General features: G+C 62.5%; 25 protein-coding genes. 11 read left to right on the forward strand and 14 right to left on the reverse strand.

Annotation, left to right across the window (positions count from 1 at the left end; translation table 11 throughout):
• Positions 1–25 precede the first annotated feature (25 nt).
• Complete coding sequence (locus tag P5W99_RS30660) at positions 26–928, forward strand: LysR substrate-binding domain-containing protein (RefSeq protein ID WP_421027562.1); 903 nt, start codon at positions 26–28, stop codon at positions 926–928.
• 8 nt (positions 929–936) lie between these two features.
• Here the strand turns inward: P5W99_RS30660 and hutC are convergent, their stop codons facing one another.
• The 6 genes from hutC to P5W99_RS30690 all read right to left on the reverse strand — a co-directional run bounded on the left by hutC (position 937) and on the right by P5W99_RS30690 (position 6,624).
• Positions 937–1,668, reverse strand: coding sequence for a histidine utilization repressor (gene hutC / locus P5W99_RS30665; RefSeq protein ID WP_421027563.1), 732 nt, complete (start codon positions 1,666–1,668; stop codon positions 937–939).
• Positions 1,669–1,743: 75 nt separating this feature from the next.
• Positions 1,744–3,354 carry an HAL/PAL/TAL family ammonia-lyase gene (locus tag P5W99_RS30670; RefSeq protein ID WP_421027564.1) on the reverse strand — a complete coding sequence of 537 codons (1,611 nt, stop codon included), beginning with the start codon at positions 3,352–3,354 and terminating at the stop codon, positions 1,744–1,746.
• 20 nt (positions 3,355–3,374) lie between these two features.
• Positions 3,375–4,166, reverse strand: a complete 792-nt coding sequence (locus tag P5W99_RS30675; RefSeq protein ID WP_421027565.1) for an ABC transporter ATP-binding protein — start codon at positions 4,164–4,166, stop codon at positions 3,375–3,377.
• Positions 4,167–4,191: 25 nt separating this feature from the next.
• The gene (locus tag P5W99_RS30680; RefSeq protein ID WP_434664823.1) at positions 4,192–4,938 is read right to left on the reverse strand and encodes an ABC transporter permease; all 747 of its coding nucleotides are present in this window, start codon (positions 4,936–4,938) and stop codon (positions 4,192–4,194) included.
• An 18-nt stretch (positions 4,939–4,956) separates the two neighbouring features.
• Positions 4,957–5,679 (reverse strand): ABC transporter permease, encoded by a 723-nt coding sequence (locus P5W99_RS30685; RefSeq protein WP_421027567.1) that lies wholly within the window; start codon positions 5,677–5,679, stop codon positions 4,957–4,959.
• 87 nt (positions 5,680–5,766) lie between these two features.
• A complete protein-coding gene (locus P5W99_RS30690; protein ID WP_421027568.1) occupies positions 5,767–6,624 on the reverse strand; it encodes a transporter substrate-binding domain-containing protein in 858 nt (285 codons plus the stop codon).
• Between the two features lie 587 nt (positions 6,625–7,211).
• Here P5W99_RS30690 and P5W99_RS30695 point away from each other — a divergent pair.
• Positions 7,212–8,000 (forward strand): hypothetical protein, encoded by a 789-nt coding sequence (locus P5W99_RS30695; protein ID WP_421046330.1) that lies wholly within the window; start codon positions 7,212–7,214, stop codon positions 7,998–8,000.
• An 87-nt stretch (positions 8,001–8,087) separates the two neighbouring features.
• On the opposite strand, the gene P5W99_RS30700 is transcribed toward P5W99_RS30695, so the two are convergent.
• A complete protein-coding gene (locus tag P5W99_RS30700; RefSeq protein ID WP_421028023.1) occupies positions 8,088–8,855 on the reverse strand; it encodes an ROK family protein in 768 nt (255 codons plus the stop codon).
• A gap of 235 nt (positions 8,856–9,090) precedes the next feature.
• Here P5W99_RS30700 and P5W99_RS30705 point away from each other — a divergent pair, with 235 nt between their 5' ends.
• Positions 9,091–9,879: a COG4705 family protein gene (locus P5W99_RS30705; RefSeq protein ID WP_421027570.1), complete on the forward strand. Its 789-nt coding sequence runs from the start codon at positions 9,091–9,093 to the stop codon at positions 9,877–9,879.
• Positions 9,880–9,931: 52 nt separating this feature from the next.
• Here P5W99_RS30705 and P5W99_RS30710 read toward each other — a convergent pair whose 3' ends face one another.
• The 3 genes from P5W99_RS30710 to P5W99_RS30720 form a co-directional block, all read right to left on the reverse strand.
• Positions 9,932–10,870 carry a LysR family transcriptional regulator gene (locus P5W99_RS30710; protein WP_421046332.1) on the reverse strand — a complete coding sequence of 313 codons (939 nt, stop codon included), beginning with the start codon at positions 10,868–10,870 and terminating at the stop codon, positions 9,932–9,934.
• A 160-nt stretch (positions 10,871–11,030) separates the two neighbouring features.
• Positions 11,031–11,948 carry an NAD(P)-dependent oxidoreductase gene (locus P5W99_RS30715; protein WP_421027572.1) on the reverse strand — a complete coding sequence of 306 codons (918 nt, stop codon included), beginning with the start codon at positions 11,946–11,948 and terminating at the stop codon, positions 11,031–11,033.
• 106 nt (positions 11,949–12,054) lie between these two features.
• Positions 12,055–12,813 carry a GntR family transcriptional regulator gene (locus P5W99_RS30720; protein WP_421027573.1) on the reverse strand — a complete coding sequence of 253 codons (759 nt, stop codon included), beginning with the start codon at positions 12,811–12,813 and terminating at the stop codon, positions 12,055–12,057.
• 262 nt (positions 12,814–13,075) lie between these two features.
• On the opposite strand from P5W99_RS30720, the gene P5W99_RS30725 reads away from it, so the two are divergent.
• From P5W99_RS30725 to P5W99_RS30755, 7 genes are all read left to right on the forward strand, one after another.
• A complete protein-coding gene (locus tag P5W99_RS30725; protein WP_421028024.1) occupies positions 13,076–13,345 on the forward strand; it encodes a UxaA family hydrolase in 270 nt (89 codons plus the stop codon).
• A gap of 48 nt (positions 13,346–13,393) precedes the next feature.
• Complete coding sequence (locus P5W99_RS30730; RefSeq protein WP_421027574.1) at positions 13,394–14,569, forward strand: UxaA family hydrolase; 1,176 nt, start codon at positions 13,394–13,396, stop codon at positions 14,567–14,569.
• A 155-nt stretch (positions 14,570–14,724) separates the two neighbouring features.
• The gene (gene dctA / locus P5W99_RS30735) at positions 14,725–16,038 is read left to right on the forward strand and encodes a C4-dicarboxylate transporter DctA (RefSeq protein ID WP_421027575.1); all 1,314 of its coding nucleotides are present in this window, start codon (positions 14,725–14,727) and stop codon (positions 16,036–16,038) included.
• The gene (locus tag P5W99_RS30740) at positions 16,035–17,069 is read left to right on the forward strand and encodes an Ldh family oxidoreductase (protein WP_434664827.1); all 1,035 of its coding nucleotides are present in this window, start codon (positions 16,035–16,037) and stop codon (positions 17,067–17,069) included. Before dctA ends, P5W99_RS30740 begins: the two co-directional genes overlap by 4 nt.
• Positions 17,070–17,160: 91 nt before the next feature.
• Entirely contained in the window at positions 17,161–18,447 is a 1,287-nt protein-coding gene (locus P5W99_RS30745; RefSeq protein ID WP_421027577.1) for a cation:dicarboxylate symporter family transporter, read from the forward strand.
• 168 nt (positions 18,448–18,615) lie between these two features.
• Entirely contained in the window at positions 18,616–19,095 is a 480-nt protein-coding gene (locus tag P5W99_RS30750; RefSeq protein WP_434664829.1) for a hypothetical protein, read from the forward strand.
• 231 nt (positions 19,096–19,326) lie between these two features.
• Complete coding sequence (locus P5W99_RS30755; protein ID WP_434664831.1) at positions 19,327–19,815, forward strand: YaiI/YqxD family protein; 489 nt, start codon at positions 19,327–19,329, stop codon at positions 19,813–19,815.
• 99 nt (positions 19,816–19,914) lie between these two features.
• Here P5W99_RS30755 and infA read toward each other — a convergent pair whose 3' ends face one another.
• From infA to P5W99_RS30770, 3 genes are all read right to left on the reverse strand, one after another.
• Entirely contained in the window at positions 19,915–20,181 is a 267-nt protein-coding gene (infA, locus tag P5W99_RS30760; RefSeq protein ID WP_421028025.1) for a translation initiation factor IF-1, read from the reverse strand.
• Between the two features lie 358 nt (positions 20,182–20,539).
• Positions 20,540–20,743 carry a cold-shock protein gene (locus P5W99_RS30765; protein ID WP_035525294.1) on the reverse strand — a complete coding sequence of 68 codons (204 nt, stop codon included), beginning with the start codon at positions 20,741–20,743 and terminating at the stop codon, positions 20,540–20,542.
• 228 nt (positions 20,744–20,971) lie between these two features.
• Positions 20,972–22,000: a LacI family DNA-binding transcriptional regulator gene (locus P5W99_RS30770; RefSeq protein ID WP_421027580.1), complete on the reverse strand. Its 1,029-nt coding sequence runs from the start codon at positions 21,998–22,000 to the stop codon at positions 20,972–20,974.
• 137 nt (positions 22,001–22,137) lie between these two features.
• Here P5W99_RS30770 and P5W99_RS30775 point away from each other — a divergent pair, with 137 nt between their 5' ends.
• Positions 22,138–22,680 carry a gluconokinase gene (locus tag P5W99_RS30775; RefSeq protein ID WP_434664834.1) on the forward strand — a complete coding sequence of 181 codons (543 nt, stop codon included), beginning with the start codon at positions 22,138–22,140 and terminating at the stop codon, positions 22,678–22,680.
• Positions 22,681–22,804: 124 nt separating this feature from the next.
• Here P5W99_RS30775 and P5W99_RS30780 read toward each other — a convergent pair whose 3' ends face one another.
• Positions 22,805–22,939 (reverse strand): hypothetical protein, encoded by a 135-nt coding sequence (locus P5W99_RS30780; protein WP_421027582.1) that lies wholly within the window; start codon positions 22,937–22,939, stop codon positions 22,805–22,807.
• Between the last annotated feature and the right edge of the window lie 122 nt (positions 22,940–23,061).

The raw sequence follows: 23,061 nt of genomic DNA on the forward strand, positions 1-23,061 counted from the left end.
GAAAAACTTTTGCTGGAGACGCGAGATGTCGAGACTTCCTCCCTTGAACGCGGTCAAGGCATTCGAGGTGGCGGCGCGTATGGGTGCGTTCGCCATGGCGGCGACTGAACTCGGGGTGTCGGCGGCGGCCGTGAGTCAACAGGTGCGAAATCTCGAGGAGTATTTGGGCAAGCAGCTTTTTGTGCGCACCGGCAATCGCATTACGCTAACCGATGCCGGGCTCGCGATTTATCCCCAGACCGCGCGTGCGCTGAATGATATCGCTGCAATGACCGTGCGTATCCTGGAGGGCGAGATGCGTATGCGACTCGCCGTCAGCGTACCGGCCTCACTCGCGGAAACCTGGCTGGCGCCCAAACTCGCCGAGCTGCTCCATCATTTTCCGCAGATGGCGATCGATATTCGCGTCGAGGACGATCCGGTCGACGTGGTGCGCCAGGATATCGATCTCCGGATCAGCTATGGCGACTACCATTACCCGACGCTCGCGGCGATCCCGCTCGTCCACGACGAGGTGCTGCCGGTTTGCGCGCCGGACTTCTGGTACAAGCATGGCAACAACGAATTCGACCTTGCTCTGATGCACGAGAGCATGTTTATCCACACCAACTGGGGACCGAATTACGCCTCTCATCCCACATGGAGCGACTGGTTCGGGAAGTTTGGCAACGGCACGCATCCCGATCCCTCGCGTGGGCGGCGGGTCGGGCTTTCCAGTCTGGCGATTTCGTCGGCGAGGTTAGGGCTGGGCATCGCGCTCGGTCAGCGGGTCATGGCGCGAGCGGACCTGGAGGCGGGCCGCTTGATTGCGTTGTCGTCGATGTCGCTTCCACTGGGGCATCCATACTGCGCCTTCGTTTCCGGCGCCAAGTCGGAGCGTGCCGACATCAAGCGGCTGGTGGCGCTGCTCAGCGACAACCCGCGGTGACAGGCGTCTCAAACCGCGCCGGCGAGGTGAAATCGTGACGCCGGGTGCCAGAGCTGCACGGCGGTCGCGACCGCATCGCCCACCCAGGTACGGCGCCAGAGCAACAGGCAAGGCTCACCGATCTCCATCGCCAGATGACGGCGAATCTGCGCATCGGGCTTACGTGCATAGATGCGGAACTCCGCGCGCTGGATCGGCGCGAGGCGCACCATGTAATTGTTCGGTGTCTCCAGTGTGAAGTCCTGCTCCAGATACTGTGGGAACACCCGCGGATTGACGTAACGGTCCTCGTACTGGATCGGCTCGCTTTCCTCCATGTGCACGATGACGGAATGAAAGACCGGCCCCTTGGCCAGATCGAGCTCGCCAATCGCGGTTGGCGCGCTGCTGGCTTCCAGCGCGATCACACGCGCATCATGGCGATGCCCGCGTGAAGCGATCTCGTTCGCGATGTTGCGAACATCAAGCACCGTGGATTCATAATCGCGCGGCGCGACATAGGTGCCCGAGCCCTGCACACGCGTGACCACGCGTTGCGCGGTCAATTCGCGCAACGCGCGCGAGACCGTCATGCGCGCGACGCCGAATTCCTTGACGAACTCGGTCTCCGACGGGATGGCATCACCGGGCCGCCACGTGCCATCGGCGATGCGCTCGATGACGTATCGCTTGATCTGCTCGTACGGGGGAGCGATCTTGCGCTGCGTCGCCGCCTGGTTTGTCTCGGCTTCTACCCGCATTGTTGTGCTCATGGCTGCCGTTGCCCCCTCGGTTAAATCGCGGTGAATCGTTCCTTCGTCATCCTCAAGACCTGCTCAAGTGCCGACCGCACCAGGAAGCGCATCGTTGGCTGGCGCGGCGGTTCCGTCTGCCACCGGCTCGATCGGAGCCGGCGTCCAGCGTTCAGTCGTCGCGGGCACTGGCAAAGGGTCGGGCGGCGTTGGCGGGCCGCCATCGGCGATCATGTGAAACGCCAGCGTCATGTCCTCCGCAAGCGGGCGGTCGTCGCGATACGTCGGCAAGAGGCCGCGAACCTGTGCGTAGAGCCGCTCCGTGTACGGCGCGCGCGCGGCCGAAACGGACTGCAGATCGTACGCTTGCGCGGCCGCCAGCAGTTCGATGCCCAGAATGCGGCTGCTGTTTTCGATGACCGTGAGCGCTTTGAGCGCGGCCGGTGTCGCATGACAGAGGTGGTCCTCCTGCAGTCCCGACGTCACACCGCCATCGAGGCTCGCGGGGGCGGCTTCGCGCCGGTTCTGCGCAACGAGTGAGGCCGCGGTGTACTGCGCAATCATGAAGCCCGAGCGCGTACCGCTCGCATCGGTAAGAAACGCGGGCAGTCCGCTCACGAGCGGGTTCACGAGACGGTCCAGACGCCGCTCGGCCATGGCGGCCACCTGGGCGAGCGCGGCGGCGAGACTGTCCATCGCGAGCGCGATCGATGCGCCTACCGCGTGCGCCTGCGAGTACACCTGTGGCTCTTGCTGCGTTCCCACCACGATGGGATTGTCCGTCGTGGAGGCCAGTTCGCGGTTCACGACTTCTTCGGTGGCGGCCAGCACGTCGCGGGCGGCGCCGTGGACGTGCGGAATGGTCCGCATACTGAGCGGGTCCTGCGTACGGCGACCGAGCGACGCGGCCAGCAGGCCGCTGCCAGCCAATGCCGCACGCATGCGCGCGCCGACCAGGGCGAGCCCCGGCGAGACCCGAAAGGCAAGCGATCCGGCGTCGAAGGCCGCCATTTGTCCGCCAAGGTTCTCGAAGCTCATCGCCGCCACGGCGTCCGCCCAGTCGAGCAGCCAGTGCGCGCGCTGCAGCGCGAGCGCCGCGAGCCCGGTCACGCAGGGCGTGCCGTTCACGAGGCTCAGGCCTTCCTTCGCCTCCAGCTTCAGGGGCTCGAGGCCGAGCCGTCGCAGCGCCTCGCTGCCGGCCATGCGCTCGCCGCGCCAGTTGACGTGACCGGCGCCCACGCACACCAGCGCAATATGCGCCATATGGCTCAGATAGCCGACCGAGCCGAGCGCGGGCACTTCGGGCAGGCAATCCGCCTCGAGCAGCGCCGCGAGCCGCTCGACCACCTCGACACGCACGCCTGAGTGCCCATGCGCATAGTTGTTGATGGCCGCAGCCATGATCGCGCGCGTTTCCTGCGGGCCGAGCGGCGCACCTACGCCCACCGCGTGACTCATCAAGATGTTATGCGAAAGGTCGTGCTGCTCGATCGGCGATACCACGACGTCGCACAATGCGCCGACGCCCGTGTTCACTCCATAGGCCCGGATGCCACGGGCAATGATCTGCTCGACCAGTGCACGCGCGGCGCCGATACGTTCCCGAGCTTGCGCCGAAAGTTCGAGCGGCGCGCCGGCAGCAACTTCGCAGATTTCGCGCCAATCCAGAGGGCGGTCTGAACGAGTGACGGACATGGATGATCCTTGTGGGTAGCTCAATGCGCGTTGCGATCCTGATGGCTCGACACGAACTGGCGAAAGCGCTCCGACTTCAGCTCGCCGAAGACCTCCTGCGGCGTGCCGTCCGAATCCACCTGGCCCTGATGCAGGAACATCACGCGATTGGAGACATGTTTCGCAAAGCCCATCTCATGCGTGACGACAAGCATCGTGCGCCCTTCGTCGGCGAGCGCGCGCATCACGCGGAGCACTTCGCCGACGAGTTCGGGATCGAGCGCCGAAGTCGGTTCGTCGAACAACATCACCTTCGGATGCATCGCGAGCGCGCGTGCGATCGCCACGCGCTGCTGCTGGCCACCCGAAAGGTGCGCCGGATAGTGGCCGCGCTTGTCGGCAAGCCCCACCTTCGCGAGCAGCGCCTCGGCCTCTTCGACGGCTTCGGCACGGCTGCGCTTTTGCACGCGCATGGGACCTTCAATCAGATTTTCGATCACGGTCATATGCGACCAGAGATTGAAGTTCTGAAAGACCATGCCGAGCTGCGAGCGCACGCGGTCCACCTGGCGGCGGTCGTCGGGTTGCAGCTTGCCGTCGCGGCGGCGTTTCATCTTCAGCTCTTCGCCCGCGAGCGAGACTGAACCATCGTCGGGCATCTCCAGCAGGTTCAGGCAGCGCAGGAAGGTGCTTTTGCCCGACCCGCTCGCGCCGAGGATCGAAATGACATCACCTTCATGGGCGTCGAGCGAAATACCCTTGAGAACATGATGGTCGCCGAAAGACTTGTGGATGTTTTTCACGGACAAGGCGACCGGTGCGGCTGCGTTCATACGTTTCTCCGGATGGAATGGCCGATCACGAGGCGGCGCGGCGGGTTTCGAGGGCCGTGGCGGGACGGCTGGCGACCGTCGGCGCGGCACGCAGGTGGCGCGACAGGCGATGCTCAAGGAAGCCGATGATTCGGACTACGAGGAAATTCAGGAGCAGATAAATCAGTGCTGCGCAGGTGAAGACCTCCGTCGTGCGGTAGGTCTGCTGGATGATCTGCTGCGCGACGCCGGTGACTTCCCACACGGTGACGAGACTCGCGAGCGCCGTCGACTTGACGAGCAGCACGGCTTCGGTCGAATACGCGGGCAGGCACTGGCGCAGAGCGATAGGTCCAATCACGCGGCGCAACAGCTCGAAGCCCGAGAGGCCGATTGCGTAGCCCGCCTCGATCTGGCCCACCGGCACGGCCATCAGGCCTCCGCGAATGATCTCCGCCGTGTAGCCGGCAGTGCAGAGCGCGAGCGAGAGGACGGCACAGACATATGGCTCGCGGAGCACGGGCCACAGGAAGCTCTCGCGGATTACGCCGAATTGCCCGAGCCCGTAATAGACGAGAAACATCTGGATCAGGAGCGGCGAGCCGCGGAACACCAGAATGTAGGCGCGTGCGAAGCGGTTGGGCAGCCAGTGCGGCGACACGCGCATCGTGACGATCACGAGCGACAGAAGACCGCCTATGACGAGCGAGGCGAAAAACAACCCCAGCGTGGTCGGCACGGCACCGATTAACTGGCGCAGGGTGTCGAGAAGGAAATCGAAATCGATATGCATGACGATGGGATCCGTGCGTCAGTTGCGCGCGAAGTTGCGCTTGAAGGAGCGGCCCACGTACGCCTCCGCACGGCCGAACACGCGGTTCGACACACCGGTCATGGCGAGGTACAGCACGCCGCCCACCACGAAGAAAAGGAAGTACTGATGCGTCGATCCCGCCGCCACCTGGCTTGCGCGCAGCAACTCGGCGAGCCCGGTGACGGAAATGAGCGCGGAGTCCTTGAGGCTGAGCTGCCAGACATTGCCGATGCCTGGCAATGCGAAACGCAGAACTTGGGGAATCAGGATACGGCGCGCCATGACAAGCGTCGGCATGCCGATGGACCGCGCCGCCTCCAGCTCTCCACGCGAAACAGCCAGCACGGCGGAGCGATAGACCTCCGCCTGATACGCGCCGGATATCATGCCCACGGCGAACGCACCGATCACGAACGGTGGCACGCCGATGAAGCCGTCGGCACCGAACCATTGGCCGATCGAAGACACGAGCGTCGAGCCTCCGAAATAGAACAAGTAGATGACGAGCAGTTCCGGGACGCCGCGAAACACGGTCGTATAGAAGTCCCCAATCACGCGAGCCGTGCGAAAGCGCGAGAGCTTCGCAGCCGCAACGAGCGCCCCGAACACCGCGCCGATCGCAAGTGCCGCGAGCGTCAGCACCACCGTCATCAGTGCGCCGAGCAACAGCACGTTGCCCCAACCTTCGGTCCCGAAGCCGAGCATTTCAAAGAGAGCCATAAACTCCATCCCACGCAAGCCAGATAAACGATGCCGCGCAACATCACATCGTGGATGCGATGGGCGCGGCGAGGCCGTAAGCGCCGCTCAGGGCGTCACGTCGGTCTTGAACCACTTGATCGAGAGTTTTTTCACGGTACCGTCGGCAATCGCCGCGGTAATTGCCGCGTCGAACTTTGCTTTCAGGTCGGCGTCCTGCTTACGGAACGCCAGGCCTTCGCCCGGTCCCCAGATCGGACCGCCAATCTTCGGGCCAACCGTCACGGTGGGCACGGCTTCCTTCTTGTCGGCGTTCGCGGCGTAGTAGGTCACGTCGTCGAACGACGCGTCGATACGGCCGTTGGCCAGATCGAGGTCGCGTTCGGGCGAGGTCTTGTACACGCGGACCGACGCGACGTCCTTAAAGTTTTCATTGATGAAGCGCGTATAGACGGTGCCGGACTGAATCCCGATCGTCTTGCCCTTGAACGCGGTGCGCAGCGTCTGTATCGCGGGCGCATTGGACTTTGCGTCGGTATCGAGTTTCAGCGCCGGTGCACCGGCCGCCGCATTGGGGAGAATCTTGGTATTGGTGACCGCGAAAGTTGCCGGCGTGGCCGCATATGGCTTCGAGAATGCAATGATCTTTTCGCGCTCGGGCGTGATCGAGATCGCATCCATCAGGACATCGAACTTACCAGCCTGCAGGCCGGGAATCATGCCGTCCCAGTCCTGCGCCACCAGATTGCACTTTAACTGTGCTCGTGCGCACAGATTCGCGGCCAGTTCCGGTTCGAACCCGCCCAGCTTGCCTCCCGGCAAAGTCATATTCCATGGCGCATAGCCGCCCTCCAGGGCGATCGTGACGGTTGTCCAGTCTTTGGCTTGCGCGCCACCGCCGAAAATCGCAGCGCCGAGCGCAGCACTAATTAATCCCTTAGCCAACTTGCTGTACTTCGCCTGCATATCGACACTCCTTTGATCGCAAAAGACGGGGGCCAGGTGCGCAGCATTGTGTCGCGCATCTTGTCTAGTCAAGATGCGGTAACAAATTAATAGATGCAAGCGGTTTCCCAGAAATTGCCATCAACCCAGGGTATATCCCTGGGCGTCCAAAAGGCCATGTAGCATGGGGCTATTGGATATTTACTCCCGCCCCGGCAAGCTTCCCGGTGTAATGCGCAGTCTTCCCCGAAAGAAAGGGCGGTATTGACTAGACGACATTGGCTTCTGAGTTGATGGTGGTAATAGAACGGACAGCGATGACAATGCGCGAACTGGGCAGATTCAAGGTCTTCGGCAAAGGGGACGTTACAGGTCGATTGTGGTGCCGGATCCGCTGGTTGATCTTCGCGGCGAAGTAGTTCATATTCAATATGAATTTTTTGACGCTATCCGTCGTTTCACGGCGCAGCATTCCTATGCGTAAAGAGCCAGGCTCCGGCAACGCTGGCCCGCGGCAGTGTTCCAGTTGTGGGGCCAGGCTTGCAGGGCCGCTGAATTTTTGCCCCCATTGCGGCGCGAGCCAACTGGGCGCGTCGCCGCGCGAGCCGATGCGGGCCGATCGTCCCTATGAGGAACGCGAGGCCCATCACCGGCGTTCGTATCTATATGCGTTCGCGACCGTGGCCGTGTTCGTGTCGGTTTTCGCCGGCTACGTGCTTTCGCATCGCAATGGCGGTGACGGAGCCCCCGAGGCTCAGGTGGCTCAGGGGGCCGTTGCGGGCACGCCGCAGGAATCCGCGACGGTGGCTGCCAACGAGCCCGCTCACGCCCCGCCCAGCGCCGCCGCGCCGCCCGCGCCCATGCCGTCTCCGGTGGCCGTGCCCATGCCGTCCGCGCAGACCGCGCCGCCGCCACCCGCTGCCGCGCCGGTGTCGCCGCCTCGTCACGCAGTCGCTTCGCATACGGAAACCGCGCCACGGGGCGCCGCATCGCTCAAGAGCCTGCGCGACGAGCGCGCGGCCGCCATGAAGCACGATGCGAGTCTGCGCGCGGACATCTCCCGCAGTCTTGCCGGCGCGCGAGCGAGCCTCGACAAGAACAATCTCGGTCCGGCCCGCAGATCCATTATGAGCGTGCTGGCCGAGCAGCCCGGCAACGGCGAGGCGCTGCAAATGCAATCCGAGCTGCTTGCCCGCGAGCAAGATCGTGACTTGCTGCTGGGCAGTGCGCGGCTGTGCGCGCGCCAGGCCGACTGGGTGTGCGCATGGCGCAACGCGGGACGTGCACTGACCGTCGATGCATCGAGCGGCGAAGCGAGGGACTTGCTCTCGCGTGCGATGGCCGAGCAAAGCGCAAAGGGCGAACGGGAGTTCGATCCTAGTCTGGATAATCAGTAGCGACGTCTTCCTGCCGACGCCGCCTGCCAATCGAAATAATCAGTCATCCTTGGTAAATGACGTCGCAGCCATTGCAAGCGCGCCTGGTTACCGCGCTTGCCGCACTGAACGCGGATGCCACAACCGTGCGCCACCTTCAATGCCGCGCTCGTTCGGCACGATTGCCACGTTCGGCGGCAGCTCGAAGGTGAGTCGCGCCGCATTGCCGCCGCCAATCCACAGCTTGTCGTAGTGCACGAGCGATTCGAGAATGCCGATGACTTTCTCGATGCGCTTGTTCCAGCGTTTGTTGCCGACCTTGCGGCGCGCGGCATCGCCGATATATTCGTCGTACGCGTGCTTCTTGCTAACCGGATGATGCGCGAGTTCGAGATGCGGCATCAATTCGCCGTCGCGGAACATCGCTGTGCCCGCGCCCGTGCCGAGCGTGAGGACAAATTCGAGGCCGCTTCCTTCGATGGCGGCGAAGCCCTGCATTTCCGCATCGTTGATCATGCGCACCGAGGGATTGCCCAGGCGTTCGCCAAGCATTTGCGCGAGCGGCATGTCGCTCCAGCCTTCTACGCCGAGATGCGGCGCCGTGAATACACGGTTGTCGCGCACGAAACCTGGAAAGCCGATCGACACGTGCGTGGGCGGATACTGTTCGACCAGCGGCTTGACGAGTGCATCGAGCGTGTCGACGAGCAGCGCTGGCGGGCAAGGATGCGGCGTCGCCACGCGCACGCGTTCGGTGCGCATCTTGCCGTCCGCATCGATGATCGCGGCCTTCAGGCCGGTGCCGCCTATGTCGATGGCAAGAATGTTTTCGAGGCGCGGCGATGTGGGCGCGGCATGTTTCGTGCTGGCTCGAATGCTTTTCGACGTGTTTTTTGTGCTGATCACTATTCGGCTCTCCATTGATCGCACGACGCGGTGCGATGTCATTGCGTCGCTCGCCCGATGCAACCGTGCTTCGATCGAGCCCTCGCTGTGCGCAGCGTAGCACGGCACCGTTTGCACGGCCGATGGCAGGGATCTGACGATCGTTAAGGCGGTGTTAAGGCTGGGTTGAATAGAATTCGGCGGTATTCACTCAGGAGAGCTGCCCATGAATTCCACCGCCAAGGGCGTGGCAGAGCACGCGCTTAGCAAAGTTCCCGAACTCACGCTCGGGTTCTGGATCGTCAAGATTGCCGCAACCACGCTCGGCGAGACCGGGGGCGATTGGGTCACGATGTCGCTGAACCTCGGTTATCTCGTCGGCACGCTGATCTTTTTCGCGGCCTTCGTGGTTCTGGTTTCGGCGCAGGTGCGCGCAAAACAATTCCATCCGTCACTGTATTGGGCCACGATTGTTGCAACCACCACGTTGGGCACGACGCTGGCCGACTTCTGCGACCGCTCGCTCGGTCTCGGCTACCCCGGCGGCGTGACGATCATCGTCATTCTGCTCGTCGCGAGCCTGGCTATCTGGTACCGGGTGGAAGGAACCGTCTCGATCGAGAGTGTGGCGACGGTGCGCGTAGAGTGGTTTTACTGGACCACGATTCTGTTCTCGCAAACATTGGGCACCGCGCTCGGCGATTGGGTGGCGGGCGAGGACCGTGGCGGCATCGGGCTCGGCTACGAAATGGGCGCTGCTATCTTCGGCGCGGGGATCGCCGTGGTTGGACTGCTCTGGCTGTCCCGCCGCGTTTCGCGCACGACGCTGTTCTGGGCGGCATTCGTGCTGACGCGCCCGCTCGGCGCGACGCTCGGCGACTTGCTCGACAAGCCGATTGCGCAGGGTGGTTTCGAGGTCAGCCGGTTCTACGCCTCGGGCATTCTGTTTGCGTTCATGGCGGTTTGCATCATGCTGCTCCCGCAACGCGCGGCGCGCTTCGTATCGGCAAAGTAGTGCGCGCGGTGTCGAGGTCACGCGGCCGTGCGGTGCTCATGGCACGACCCGCTCATTCGAGCGGGAAGCCGCCCTCGAACGACTGTCGCAGAAACTCGATAAAGCGCGTGACGGCTCGCGGCACGTGCACGCCATAAGGGCGCACCACGTGCAACTGCGGGGCGAACCCCACCGGCCGCCAGCCGGGGAGCAGCACCACGAGCTTGCGCGCCTGCAACGCGGATTGCGCGCTGAAGTCCGGCAACAGCACGATGCCGAGATGCTCGAGCGCGGCGTCGCGCAAGGCCTCGCTGTTGTTGGCCGCGAGCGGGCCGTTCACGGTCACGCTCACGCGCGACTGCACCGCGCGGCGGCCCGTCTTCTCGAACGACCACACGCCCGAACCCACGGTGCGCGGGTAATAGAGGCAGTCGTGCGCCGCGAGATCGGCCGGCGTTTTCGGAATGCCGTGCTTCTTCAGATAGGCGGGCGTTGCGGCAATCACCGAACGGATGTCGCACAGCTTCCACGCCACGTGCGTTTCCGGCACCTGTGAGCTATGGCGGATCGCGAGGTCGAAGCCTTCGCTGGCGATCGAAGTGAGCCGGTCGGAGAGCTCCAGTTGCACGCGCACCTCGGGGTTCTCCCGCGAAAAGTGCGCGAGACGCGGGACGAGTTGCTGGCGTGAGAACGCGACCGGTGCGGTGACGCGCACGGTGCCGCGCGGCACCTCGGCCATTTCGCGCACGCTCGCGAAGCTGGTCGCGATGCGCTCGAATTCCTCGCGCGTCTCTTCCACGAGACGCTGCCCTGCCTCGGTGAAGCGCACGCTGCGCGTGGTGCGCTGCACGAGCGCGACGCCGGCCACGCGCTCGAGTTCGGCAATGCGCTGGCTCATCGCGGCCTTGCTCACGCCCAGACGCGCGGCGGCCGCCGTGTAGCTGCCCTGTGCCGCAAGCACATTCAGCCAGTGCAGATGCATCCAGAGCGCTTCGACCTTCTGCGTATCCATGAAAGCGGATCCTGCCTTCCAGACCGGAAAATGTCGTCGATGATAGCACCGCGCGTGCGCACTTTTTATCGGCGGCGTCGAGGATTGTTCGCTTCAGCAAACAATCGACGCCGAAGGTGCGCCGCCAGTGCGACGGTGAAAACAGCCGCGCGCCTGCGCGTCACGCGCCTGCGTCGAGCTTGCGCAGGCGCCAGATCAGGCTGGACGTATCGAAGCGGCTGCCGCCGAGGCGCTGCACATCGCTGTAGAACTGGTCGACGAGCGCGGTGACCGGCAGCGCCGCGCCGTTGCGCTTCGCTTCGTCCAGACACACGCCGAGATCCTTGCGCATCCAGTCGACGGCAAAACCATAGTCGAACTTGCCCGCCATCATGGTCTGTCCGCGGTTGTTCATCTGCCAGCTCGCCGCCGCGCCCTTGCCGATCACATCGAGCACGAGCGCCATGTCGAGGCCCGCGCGCTCGCCGAAGTTGATTGCTTCTGAAAGCGCCTGAACGAGGCCGGCCACGGCAATTTGATTGACCATCTTCGCGAGCTGCCCCGCGCCCGCCGCGCCGATCAGCGTGACGGCCACCGCGTAGTGGGCGAGCGTGGGCTCCACGCGCGCGAAGCTCGCGGCTTCGCCGCCGCACATGATCGTGAGCTTGCCGTTTTGCGCGCCCGACTGGCCGCCGGACACCGGCGCGTCGATGAAATGCAGGCCAAGCGGTGCGGCGCTCGCGGACAGCTCGCGCGCCACGTTGGCCGAGGCGGTCGTATGGTCGACGAACACGGTGTCGCGCGCCATGCCCGCGAATGCGCCGTCCGGGCCGAGCACAATGCTGCGCAGGTCGTCGTCGTTGCCGACGCAGGCGAACACCAGCTCGGCGCCCTGGGCCGCTTCGCGCGGCGTCGAGGCCGCGCGCCCACCGTGCTCGGCAACCCATTGCGCAGCCTTGGCCGCGGTGCGGTTGTAGACGGTGACGTCGAGCCCGGCCTTCGCGAGATGACCGGCCATCGGATAGCCCATCACGCCGAGACCCAGAAACGCGACGCGGCGCACCGGGTGGGGCGGGGTCGAGGTTGCGGTTTGGCTCACAGTGGCTCCTTGGGATGGGGGGGAGGGGGGCTCATTATCTCAGCCAGGTTGTGCGAGCGGTCGACGAGGCTGTTTCGAAGGGCGCGAAGGTCCTCGTCGGTAATGCTCAGGCATCGGACCCGCTCTTCACCACGCTTGCCAGATATTCATAGTGCTCCGTGTTGATGTGCGAGATTCGGTGCTCGACGGGTTTCTGGTTATAGGAATGTGCTACCCGCTCAACTTCGAGAACCGGCGCGCCCGCCTCAAGCGCGAGCAAAGTCCCTTCGAGCTCGCTCGCTTGAGACACGCGCACGCGCTCATCGGTGTCCACTACATTGATGCCGAACGCATCCTGGTAGAAGTTGTAGAGCGTATCTTTCCGGTCCCGCAGCGTCGCTTCGGTGAGCGTCGGGAAGAGGGTTTCGGGCAGCGTAATGGTCTCGACAATCACGACCTTCTCATGCAGCGCAAGGGCATTGATGAACGTGAAGACGCGCGCGCCTTCCGCGATATTGAGCTTTGCCGCGATCACGCGTGAGGCCTTGCCCTTTTTGAAGTTCACCAGCTTGACCACCGGGTAGCTGCGCTCGCCATCGCGACGCACCACGCGGAAGTAGCGAAAGAAATGTCGGTCGCGCCGATGCGTCGCGACGAATGTTCCGAGCCCTTGATGACGAATCAGAATGTTCTCGGCGCAAAGTTCGTCGATGGCCTTGCGCAGCGTGCCGATCGACACGCCGAAGCGCTCCGCCAGACGCTTTTCCGATGGAATCGCCTCGCCGCCTTTCCATTCCTTCGCAGACAGCGCCGCCAGGATGCCCTCCTTGACCTCCTTGTACCGTGTGCCGCCCAACGTGGCCGGCATGGCCGTGATCGTGTTCATCGCGCCTCCCTGTAGTCGTTTTGCGACGAGCCCTCGAATGGATCTTCGAACGGCCTGATTGTACCCCGGGAAAACCTTATGTAACACATATATATGAGTTAGTTGACATGGATGGGATGCCGGCCTAGTATCCGCTTCAACGGGGGCATTGATGAACTCCCCCGATCTCACCAACCAGGAGGAGCACATGAGTTACGTGACAGCAGGAGCAAGCGGAGCGGCGAATGAGTCCGGTGTGGGCGAACGAAAGACGATCCATATCGTGCTGCACGAAGCGAAAGACACGGTCGGTGTCGCGGTGGTGGAGGGCATCAAGGCCGGTTCACAGCTGAACGCGTGGATCATGGATGAGGATGAGATCGTCACGGTCAACGCGAAGCAGGACATTCCGATCGGTCACAAGGTGGCGCTGAAAGACATGAGCGTGGGCGACACCGTGTTCAAGTACGGCGTGGATATCGGCAAGGTGGTCGCGCCCATCACGGCCGGCGAGCATGCGCACGTGCACAACATCAAGACGAAGCGCTGGTAAGCGCAATCGCCGGTCAGCCTTCTTCCACCCCACATCGAGAGAGACACCATGAGCGTGATTCAACTGGACACCACTTTCCGCGGTTACCGCCGTGAAAACGGCCGCGTCGGCGTGCGCAACCACGTCATCATCCTGCCGGTGGACGATCTGTCCAACGCAGCGGCGCTTGCAGTCGAAAGCGCCATCAAGGGCACGATGGCCGTGCCGCATCCCTATGGGCGCCTGCAGTTCGGCGCGGACCTCGACCTCCATTTCCGCACGCTGATCGGCGCTGGCTCCAATCCGAACGTCGCGGCGGTGGTTGTCATCGGGATCGAGGAAGGCTGGACGAAGCGAGTCGTGGACGGCATCGCGAAGTCGGGCAAGCCCGTCATGGGTTTCGGCATCGAGTTGCACGGCGATCACGACACCATCCTGCGTGCATCGAAAGCTGCCAGGGAAATGGTGCAGTACGCAACCGCCCTTGAACGCGAGGAATGTCCGATCAGCGAGCTCTGGGTGTCGACCAAATGCGGCGAATCGGACACGACCTCGGGCTGCGGCGCGAATCCGACCGTCGGCAATGCGTTCGACAAGCTTTACGGTCTCGGCAATACCCTCGTGTTCGGCGAGACGTCGGAACTCACCGGCGGCGAACAGATCGTTGCAGCCCGCTGCGCGAACGACAGCGTGCGCGAGCGCTTTCAGTTCATGTTCGACCGCTATCAGGACATGATCAACCGCTGGAAGACCGACGACCTCTCCGAGTCGCAGCCGACAAAAGGCAATATCGCCGGCGGGCTCACGACGATTGAGGAAAAGGCGCTTGGCAATATCCAGAAGATCGGCAAGAAGTGCATGGTCGATGGCGTGCTCGACAAAGCCGAGGAACCGACGCATTCGGGCCTGTGGTTCATGGATTCGTCTTCTGCTGCAGCGGAAATGGTCACGCTGTGTGCGGCCTCAGGTTTCGCGCTTCACTTCTTTCCCACGGGGCAGGGCAATGTGATTGGCAACGCAATTGTGCCCGTCATCAAGATCTGCGCAAATCCTCGCACCGTGCGGACGATGAGCGAGCACATCGACGTGGACGTTTCGGGTCTCCTGCAACGCGAGCAGAACCTCGATGAAACGGGCGACAAGCTGCTCGAATGCATGCTTGCTACAGCGAATGGACGCTGGACCGCAGCGGAAGTGCTCGGCCATCGCGAGTTCGTGATGACGCGTTTGTTCGAGAGCGCGTGACGTCATAGCAGGACAAGCAGGGTCGTAGAAGCAGGAGGCAGACAGAAGTCCCCGTCCGGTGCGCGCGCCGGTTCACAAGCCGACCCAGAAGCGGCGTGCGAACCGCAAGCGCACGCCCGGTTTGTCATCGTGCAGCAAGTGGAGGAGATACCATCTTGCGCGTACTCAAACATCTCTACGTCCAGGTTCTGATCGGCCTGGCCGCCGGCATTCTTGTTGGCTATTTCTCACCCAAATTCGGCGTTCAGTTCAAGCCGCTCGGCGATACATTCATCCGCCTGATCAAGATGTTGATCACGCTTCTGATTTTCTGCACGGTGTCCATCGGCATCGCACGGATGGAAAGTTTGAAGCAGGTCGGGCGCGTTGGCTTCAAGACCATCCTGTACTTTGAAGTGGTGACGACGATCGCGCTCGTGATCGGCTTGATCGTCGCGAATGTCGTGCATCCCGGCGTGGGCCTCAACATCGACCCGAAGACACTTGATGCCGGTGCGGTATCGCATTACGTCACCGAAGTACACACGGTAGGGCAGAAGAGCTTCCTTGAAGAGATCGTGCCTAACTCCGTTGTGGGCGCTTTCGCACGCGGTGACCTGTTACAGGTACTGTTGTTTTCGGTGCTATTTGGCGTCGCGCTCTCGCTCATGTCCGAGCGCAGCAAGTTTCTCACTCAGGGCATTGAACAGTTTGGCGACGCGCTGATGCGCATCGTTGAAATGATCATGCGGCTCGCACCACTTGGTGCATTTGGCGCGATTGCATTCACGGTCGGCAAGTACGGAATCGGCGCATTGCAGCAACTCGGCCTGCTCATTCTGTGCTTCTACCTGACGAGTATTTTGTTCGTTGCGATCGTGCTCGGTACCGCATGCCGGTGGGCCGGCGTCGGGCTTTGGCCTCTCCTCAGATATCTGCGAGAAGAATTGCTGATCGTTCTCGGTACGTCGACGACGGAATCCGTGTTGCCACGTTTGATGGAAAAGCTCGAACGCCTGGGATGTCCGAAGTCGGTCGTAGGTCTCGTGTTGCCCACGGGCTATTCATTCAACCTCGACGGCGCCGCGATCTATCTCACGATGACCTCGCTTTTCATTGCGCAGGCCACCAACACGCATCTGACGCTGATGCAACAGATCGGTCTTCTGGCGATCCTGCTCGTTACTTCGAAAGGCGGTGCAGGTGTCGCGGGGGCAGCTCTTGTTGCACTGACGGCCACCTTGTCGTCGCACAACATCATTCCGGTTGCGGGCATCACGCTCATCATCGGTATTGACCGTGTCCTCAATGAGATTCGCGCGATTGTCAACATGATCGGCAACGCCGTTGCAACGCTGGTGGTTGCTCGTTGGGAAGGGGTGCTCGACGTCGACGCAGCGCGTGCGACACTCGCCTGTCCACCTGCGGCAGCCACGAAAACCGACGACGTGTGCATCACGATCGAACCTGCACAGGACATTCAAAAATGAACGGACAAGACGAGATCAACGTCTCGGTCGATGCCCTCCAGTCACTTGCCTGCAAGGCGCTCCTCGAGGCGGGTACGACGAAAGCTACGGCACACGCTGCCGCAAAAGCACTCGTTTATGCAGACGCGCGTGGCCTTGCCTCGCATGGCGTGGCGCGCTTGCCGATGTACCTCGCACAGTTGCGCAACGGTCGCGTTAGCGCGACTGCGGTGCCGCGCGTCGTGAGCGACAAGGGCGCGGCGATTCTTGTCGATGCTGCCGATGGCCTCGCGTTCGGCGCCTGCGAGATGGCGATCGAGGCAGGCATCGAACGGGCTCGCAATTTCGGCACGGCAGTCGCAAGCGTGACGCGCAGTCATCACTTCGGGGCGGGCGCGTACCATCTCGAAGCGGTTGGCGAAGCAGGGCTCGTAGGGCTCGCGTTCAGCAACGCGCCGGGCGCAATGCCCGCGTGGAGTGGCACGCGCGCACTGTTCGGCACCAATCCGATTGCCGCGGTCTTTCCGCGTGCCAATGGCGCACCGCTTTTGATCGACCTTTCGCTCTCGCACGTTGCCCGAGGAAAGATCATGCTGGCGGCGCGTCAGGGCGCGTCGATTCCCGAGGGCTGGGCGACTGCCGCTGACGGAAGTCCGACGACTGACGCCCGGGCAGCTCTCGAAGGCATGATGCTGCCTTTCGGTGGTGCTAAAGGCGCCATGCTCGCATTGATGGTCGAACTACTCGCCGTCTCGCTTTCGGGCGCGCAATTTGGCGCAGAGGCCGGTTCGTTCCTGACGGAGGAGGGGCCGCGCTCGGGCGTGGGGCATCTGTTCTGGCTGATTGATCCCAACGCGCTGGCAGGAACCGAAGTCTACCAGGAGCGCATTGAGACGTTGATCGAATTGATGCTCGCTGACCCTGAGGTGAGACTGCCAGGATATCGCCGACGCGAGATCGCGACGCGCAGCGAGCGCGCTGGCATCGCGGTGAATCGCGACCTGCTGATTCAGCTTAAGGCCCTCGCGAACGAACCCGCTGCCGCGCAGTGAAGGCCATCAAACAACAGGTCCTTCACGTTGTTCCGCTTGATGATCACCAAGCCATAACAGATCGGCATCGTCGAGGTGCCAGGAGACGAGCATGCGAAAGATTTTCCGTCAAATTTACGTGCAGGTCCTTATCGCAATCGTTGCGGGCGCGCTGCTTGGACACTTCTATCCGCACCTCGGCCAGAGCGTCGCACCTTTGAGCACAGCGTTCATCAAGCTGGTCAAGATGGTGACGGCACCGCTGATCTTCGTCACCATCGTGCTGGGAGCGAAAGAGATGGGGGGTGCCGGTGCCCTGGGCCGTATCGGTGGCAAGGCCATCATCCTGTTCGAACTGACGACGACCATCGCTCTTCTGGTGGGACTATGGGCCGTCAACCTGATTCAACCCGGGGCGGGACTGAACCTCACGCCATCGTCTATCGATTCAAGCGTGCTTACTGGATATGAACGTTCGATGCATGCGTCGGGCGGACTGACCGAATTTTTTCTGAACATTATTCCGGATAGCGCCGTGTCTGCCTTCACGCACGCAGACATGTTGCAGGTCGTGCTGTTCTCGACCTTGTTCGCTATTGGGCTGTCTCATGCGGGCCAGGTTGGAGAGACGGCGTTCAAGTTCTTTGAAGGTATCAGCAGTGCTTTGTTCGGCATTGTGCGAATCGTTATGCGTCTGGCGCCGATCGGTGCGTTTGGCGCCATGGCCTACGCCGTTGGCAAGTTCGGCTTCGCCACGATGAATTCGCTGATGATGCTGCTCGTCACGGTCTATGCGGCAACGCTCGTCTATATCGTCGTGATCCTCGGCGGCATTTGCGTGATGTGCGATGTCAGTCTCTGGCGCCTGCTCAAATATATTCGGGGCGAGATTCTGCTTGTCATCGCGACCGTGTCGTCGGAAGCCGCCTTTCCGCAACTCGTGAAGAAGCTCGAAGCCTTGGGATGCCCGACCGGCGTGGTGGGCGTCGTGATGCCGATGGGCTATACCTTTAATCTTGCTGGAACCTGCGTGGCGCAAGTGATTTGCGCGGTGTTTATCGCGCAGGCATTCGGTATTCATTTATCGCTGACGGAGCAGGCAGTGCTGGTCGGAATATCGATGCTCACATCTAAAGGCATGGCGGGTGTCGCCGGTGCGAGTTTCATTACCTTGCTCGCGACCCTGGCCGCTTTCAAGCATATCCCGATCGAAGGCGCGGCGATCGTACTCGGCGTCGATCGCTTCATCGCGGAGATCCGCGCTACCACCAACATGATTGGCAATGCCGTTGCTACCGTTGCGGTCGCGCATTGGGAGCGTCAGCGTGACGATGCCTGCATGCGTAAGACCTTGGGGATGCGGCCGAAGATGCCGGCTGCCGTGGGACCTCGGACATAACGTTGGCTCGCCCGGCTGGCGGCACGGCTCGTTCGTACAGTTTGCTGAGCTGCGGTCGTAGGACGAAGATGGCCGGGGTGGTATGGGGAATGCGGTGCGACCGAGCATGCAGGATATGAAGGAAGAGTACGAGCGCCAGATCGAGGAACTGCAAGAAGTGCATGGCTGATGCAACGCCGGGCGCGCGAGTTGCTTCGTCCGAACTACCAGACACGCTTTATCGCGAGGTTCGAAATGACGGGTACTGCATCGCGACTGACGCGGCGCGCGGCGGCATGCGCAATGCTGCTTGCGTCTTCAATTGGCATCGCTTCGGTGGCGCATGCCGAACCTGTGGCCACGGGGCCGCTCAGCATCACTGGGTCGCTCGTCGTGCGCGGGCCGTTGACCGTTGATGGGCCGCTCGCGGTGGCCGGCGATATCCATGCTAAAGGGCCGATCAAGGCAGCCCGCATCGAGAGGATTGCGCCCGATGATCCCGCCGTGGACAGACGCCAGGGAGCCAACACGTTCTATGGCCCGCTTACTGTGCATGGTCCGTTGATTGTGCATGGCGATCTCGAAGCGCGGGGCCCGATCGACGTCGGCGGCCCGTCGGGCGCGGTCGGGCGCGTGGACGCCGACGGCCCGATTACCGAGCGGCGCTGAACGGCTGCACGATAAATCCGCGCGATGGCTGCGTGCCGCGAGTTGCAGAATAATTGAATGGCGGCGCTCAATGCCGATGGCGACTAGCCTCTTCACGTCGGTTATTTGCGCTATGGCTCGGAGGTGGAACTCTCAGCGGCCCAATTCGAGCACATCGAACGCTTGTTGCTCGCCGCTCATGCAAAGATCGCTGAATATATAATCGCCTCATTATGATTGGGGATTATCCGCATGCAAGTGCTGGTCGACGCTGATGCGTGTCCTGCCGTGATCAAGGACATGTTGTTTCGGGCCGCGCGCCGCGCCGAAATCGTGGTGACGCTGGTTGCCAATCAATATTTGCGCACGCCGCCGTCTCCCTTTATCAAAGCGATTCAGGTGCCTGCGGGTTTCGATGCAGCCGATGCTCGTATCGTCGAGCTCGTCGTGTCGGGAGATCTGGTGATTACCGCGGATATACCGCTCGCCGCAGCGGTATTGGAGCGGGGCGGCCATGCGCTCGATCCGCGCGGAAACTGGTTCACGCGCGAGAATATTCAGGAGCGCTTGACGATGCGCGACGTCATGGACCAGCTGCGCAATGCGGGTATCGATACTGGTGGTCCGGCGCCCTTCAGCACGCGCGACAGCAAGGCGTTCGCGGGCGAACTCGACCGGTTCCTCGCACGGCATGCACGTAACCGCGCACATAACAAAACGCCGCCGCGCGGGACTGATTAATGTCCGGTGCCTGGCTGGATTTCATTGGATGTGGGCCGCAAGTCAAACGCAGCGCCGCGCCGTATGCCAGTCGGGCGTGCGTTTGAGGCCCTCGCGCGCTTAGCGGCGGCGAAAACCTGCTTGCGGCGCTCCAGAAGGAGCGCGCTCATCCTTGTGGCGGAAGTTGATCCGTCCTTTCGTCAGATCGTAGACCGACAACTCGAGCGTGACCCGGTCACCGGCAAGAATGCGAATGTGGTTCTTGCGCATGCGTCCCGATGCATACGCGTTCACCACCACGCCGTTCTCGAGCGTAACGCGGTATTTGCTGTCCGGCAGCACTTCGTCGACGATCCCGTCCAGTTCCAGCAGTTCTTCTTTTGCCAAATCAATGCCTCCAGAGAGCGTGATGCCGCGTCGATGCAATACATGAGCGAACTGCGCCAATCATTGCGCTTGCAACGATCGCAGCTTTTGCACGCGGGGTGATGTTGAGCGTTGTCCGGCGCATGTTGCGAATGCGTCGCATAACGGCGTGCCAGCTGGCTGATATCGAGTAGCGGGCGCGAAGACCGGGCTCGCTATGGACATCATCCGCACCGTTGACTTGCGGGCGCGGCGGAAGCGGAAATGCAAGAAATGCAGCTGACTACAACGGACAACCGTGACATGCAGTGGCATGCGAGTGCCACGACAAGGCGGGAGAATCGCGTCCACCCCAACGGGCGGACGCGACCCGAAAGCGTTACTGCGGGGTGATGTTCGAAGCCTGGAGGCCCTTCGGGCCGCGCTTGGTTTCGTAGCTGACCTTCTGGCCTTCAGCCAGCGTCTTGAAGCCCGTCGAGCGCACTTCCGAGAAGTGTGCGAACAGGTCGTCGCCGCCCTTGTCCGGGGTGATGAAGCCAAAGCCCTTGGTGTCGTTAAACCACTTGACGGTACCAGTTTCCACTAGATATTCCTTAAACAGACGAATAAAGTTGCCCGCCCCGAAAAAAGAAGGGGGCGAATAAAAAAAATCAAAAAGGAGAGGTCAACGAGAGCCGCCGATCAGCGGCAAATGATGAGCAATCAAGCATTTTGGACATTTTGGTGCATGACAGTACGCGGTACGCGGTGCCAAGTCAAGCGCTTTCTCGCCTGATTTTACTTTCCGAATCGCGCCTCGCCGATATTTGCTTCACGCGCTTTCCCGTACCACCAGCTCGAAACCCAGATCGACCGCCGGTCTGGCAATCGGCTCGCGATCGATCATGGCAAGCAGCAGATTGGCTGCCACGCGTCCCATTTCCACCCTTGGCGTGCGAATCGTGGTCAGGCGCGGCACGCAATCGGCGGCGCCCGCCAGATCGTTGAAGCCAACAATAGCCACGCGCGAAGGCACCTCGATGCCCTGGCGGCGCGCCTCGAAGAGCGCCCCCTGTGCGAGATCGTCGTTGCCGAAGAAAATGCCGTCCACGTCGGGCCGGCGTTGCAGCAGTTGCCGGAACAGGTCGCAGCCCAGCCCGATCGACGATGGCGATGACGTGAGCACTTCGAGATCGGGGTCGTAGAGACCCCGATGCCTGAGCGCTTCGCGAAAGCCCTCGGCGCGCTGCATCGTGCGCGCATCGAGCTGCGCGCCGACAAAGGCATTGCGGCGGCAGCCGCGCCCCACCAGATGCTCGGCCACGGCCTGGGCCGCGCGCGTCTGCGAGAAGCCCACGCAGTGCACGCCCGCGGCTTCGTCCAGCTCCATGATGTGCACGCAGGGCACGCCGCTCGCGTCGATCAGGCGGCGAGCGCTTTCGGTGCGGTCGAACCCGCTCACGATCAGGCCGCCCGGCGACAACGCCAGATAGTGGCGGATCAGGTCCTCTTCCGCATGGCGCGAATAGTGCGAATTGCCGATCAGCACTTCATAGCCGCGCGGGCGCAGCACGCTGTGGATTGCTTCGAGCACGTCCACGAACACCGCGTTGGAGATCGATGGAATCACCACGGCGACGGCGTCGCTGCGCGAGGACGCGAGGGCCCGCGCAGCGGGATTCGTGACGTAATTGAGCTCCGCCGCGGCGGCCTTGACGCGTTCCACATAGTCGGGCCCCACGGAGCCCATGCCGCGCAGCGCGCGAGAAGCCGTAATCGTGCTCACGCCAGCGCGCCGGGCGACCTCTTCGAGCGTGGGCCGGCCTGTGCTGCGGGTTTTCCTGAGTGTCGAGGTTGCCATGATCGATTTAGGATAGCGCTGTCTCGCACCTCGCGCAACGGTAATGTCCCCAATTGAACGGGAATTGGACTCGATGCGGCGGGTGCATTTTTTTGATGGCAAGAGATAGCGCTATCTCAGCATTCAGGGAGATTCGAATGACCCGGCAAATTTCATCCGTCGTTGTCATGGGCGTGGCGGGCTGCGGCAAGAGCAGCGTGGCGCGGGCCGTTGCCGAACGCGTGGGCGGCGTGCTGATCGAGGGCGATGCGTTCCATCCGCCAGAGAATGTCGACAAGATGGCGCGCGGCATCCCGCTCACCGACGAGGACCGCGCGGGCTGGCTCGACCGTCTCGGCGCCGAGCTCGAGCGCGCCGCCAGCCGGGGCGAGCGTGCCGTGCTGGCGTGCTCGGCGCTCAAGGAGCGCTACCGCGACCGGCTGCGCGCGGCCACGGCTTCGCTGGGTTTTGTGTTTCTCGATCTGCCGCAGTCGGCGGCGCTTCAGCGCGTGGCGCAGCGTGAAGACCATTTCATGCCGGTGTCGCTGGTCGAGAGCCAGTTCGCCGCGCTGGAGCCGCCCGTGACCGAGCCGCTGACCCTGACCGTCGACGGCACGCGCTCGCTAGCCAGCATCGTCGCAGACGCGGTGGCGTGGTGCACGAGCAACCACACGCCGGCGAGCTTGATGCGGACAGTGTGAGATAGCGCTGTCTCATGCTGCGGCTTCGCCGCCGCAGCAGGCGCGCAGCGCCCACACCCCGTGCGGCTAGTATGCGACGGGGTGGGAATGATGAATCGGTCCGGCAGTCTATCGAGCCTGCGGTTTAGTAGCGGCGTTGCGCTTCCGCGAGCAACTCGCAGTATTCCAGGTGGCGATTGAGCGCCTTGACACTGAAGCGGCCAATTGCTTCGAAAGCTTGAGCGGCGGTAGACGAAATGATGCCGATGAGTGCGGCCATGATGTCCTCGTGCTTGGGATGGTTGCCTAGGGTAGTTACCTAAGGGTTAACCCTATTATAGGGGCATTCCACGAGAAAGCAAGACCTGATGCGGGGGGCGGTATCGTGATCGTGCTTTTTTG

It is taken from the genome of Paraburkholderia sp. A3BS-1L (assembly GCF_051125215.1).
Classification (GTDB): domain Bacteria; phylum Pseudomonadota; class Gammaproteobacteria; order Burkholderiales; family Burkholderiaceae; genus Paraburkholderia.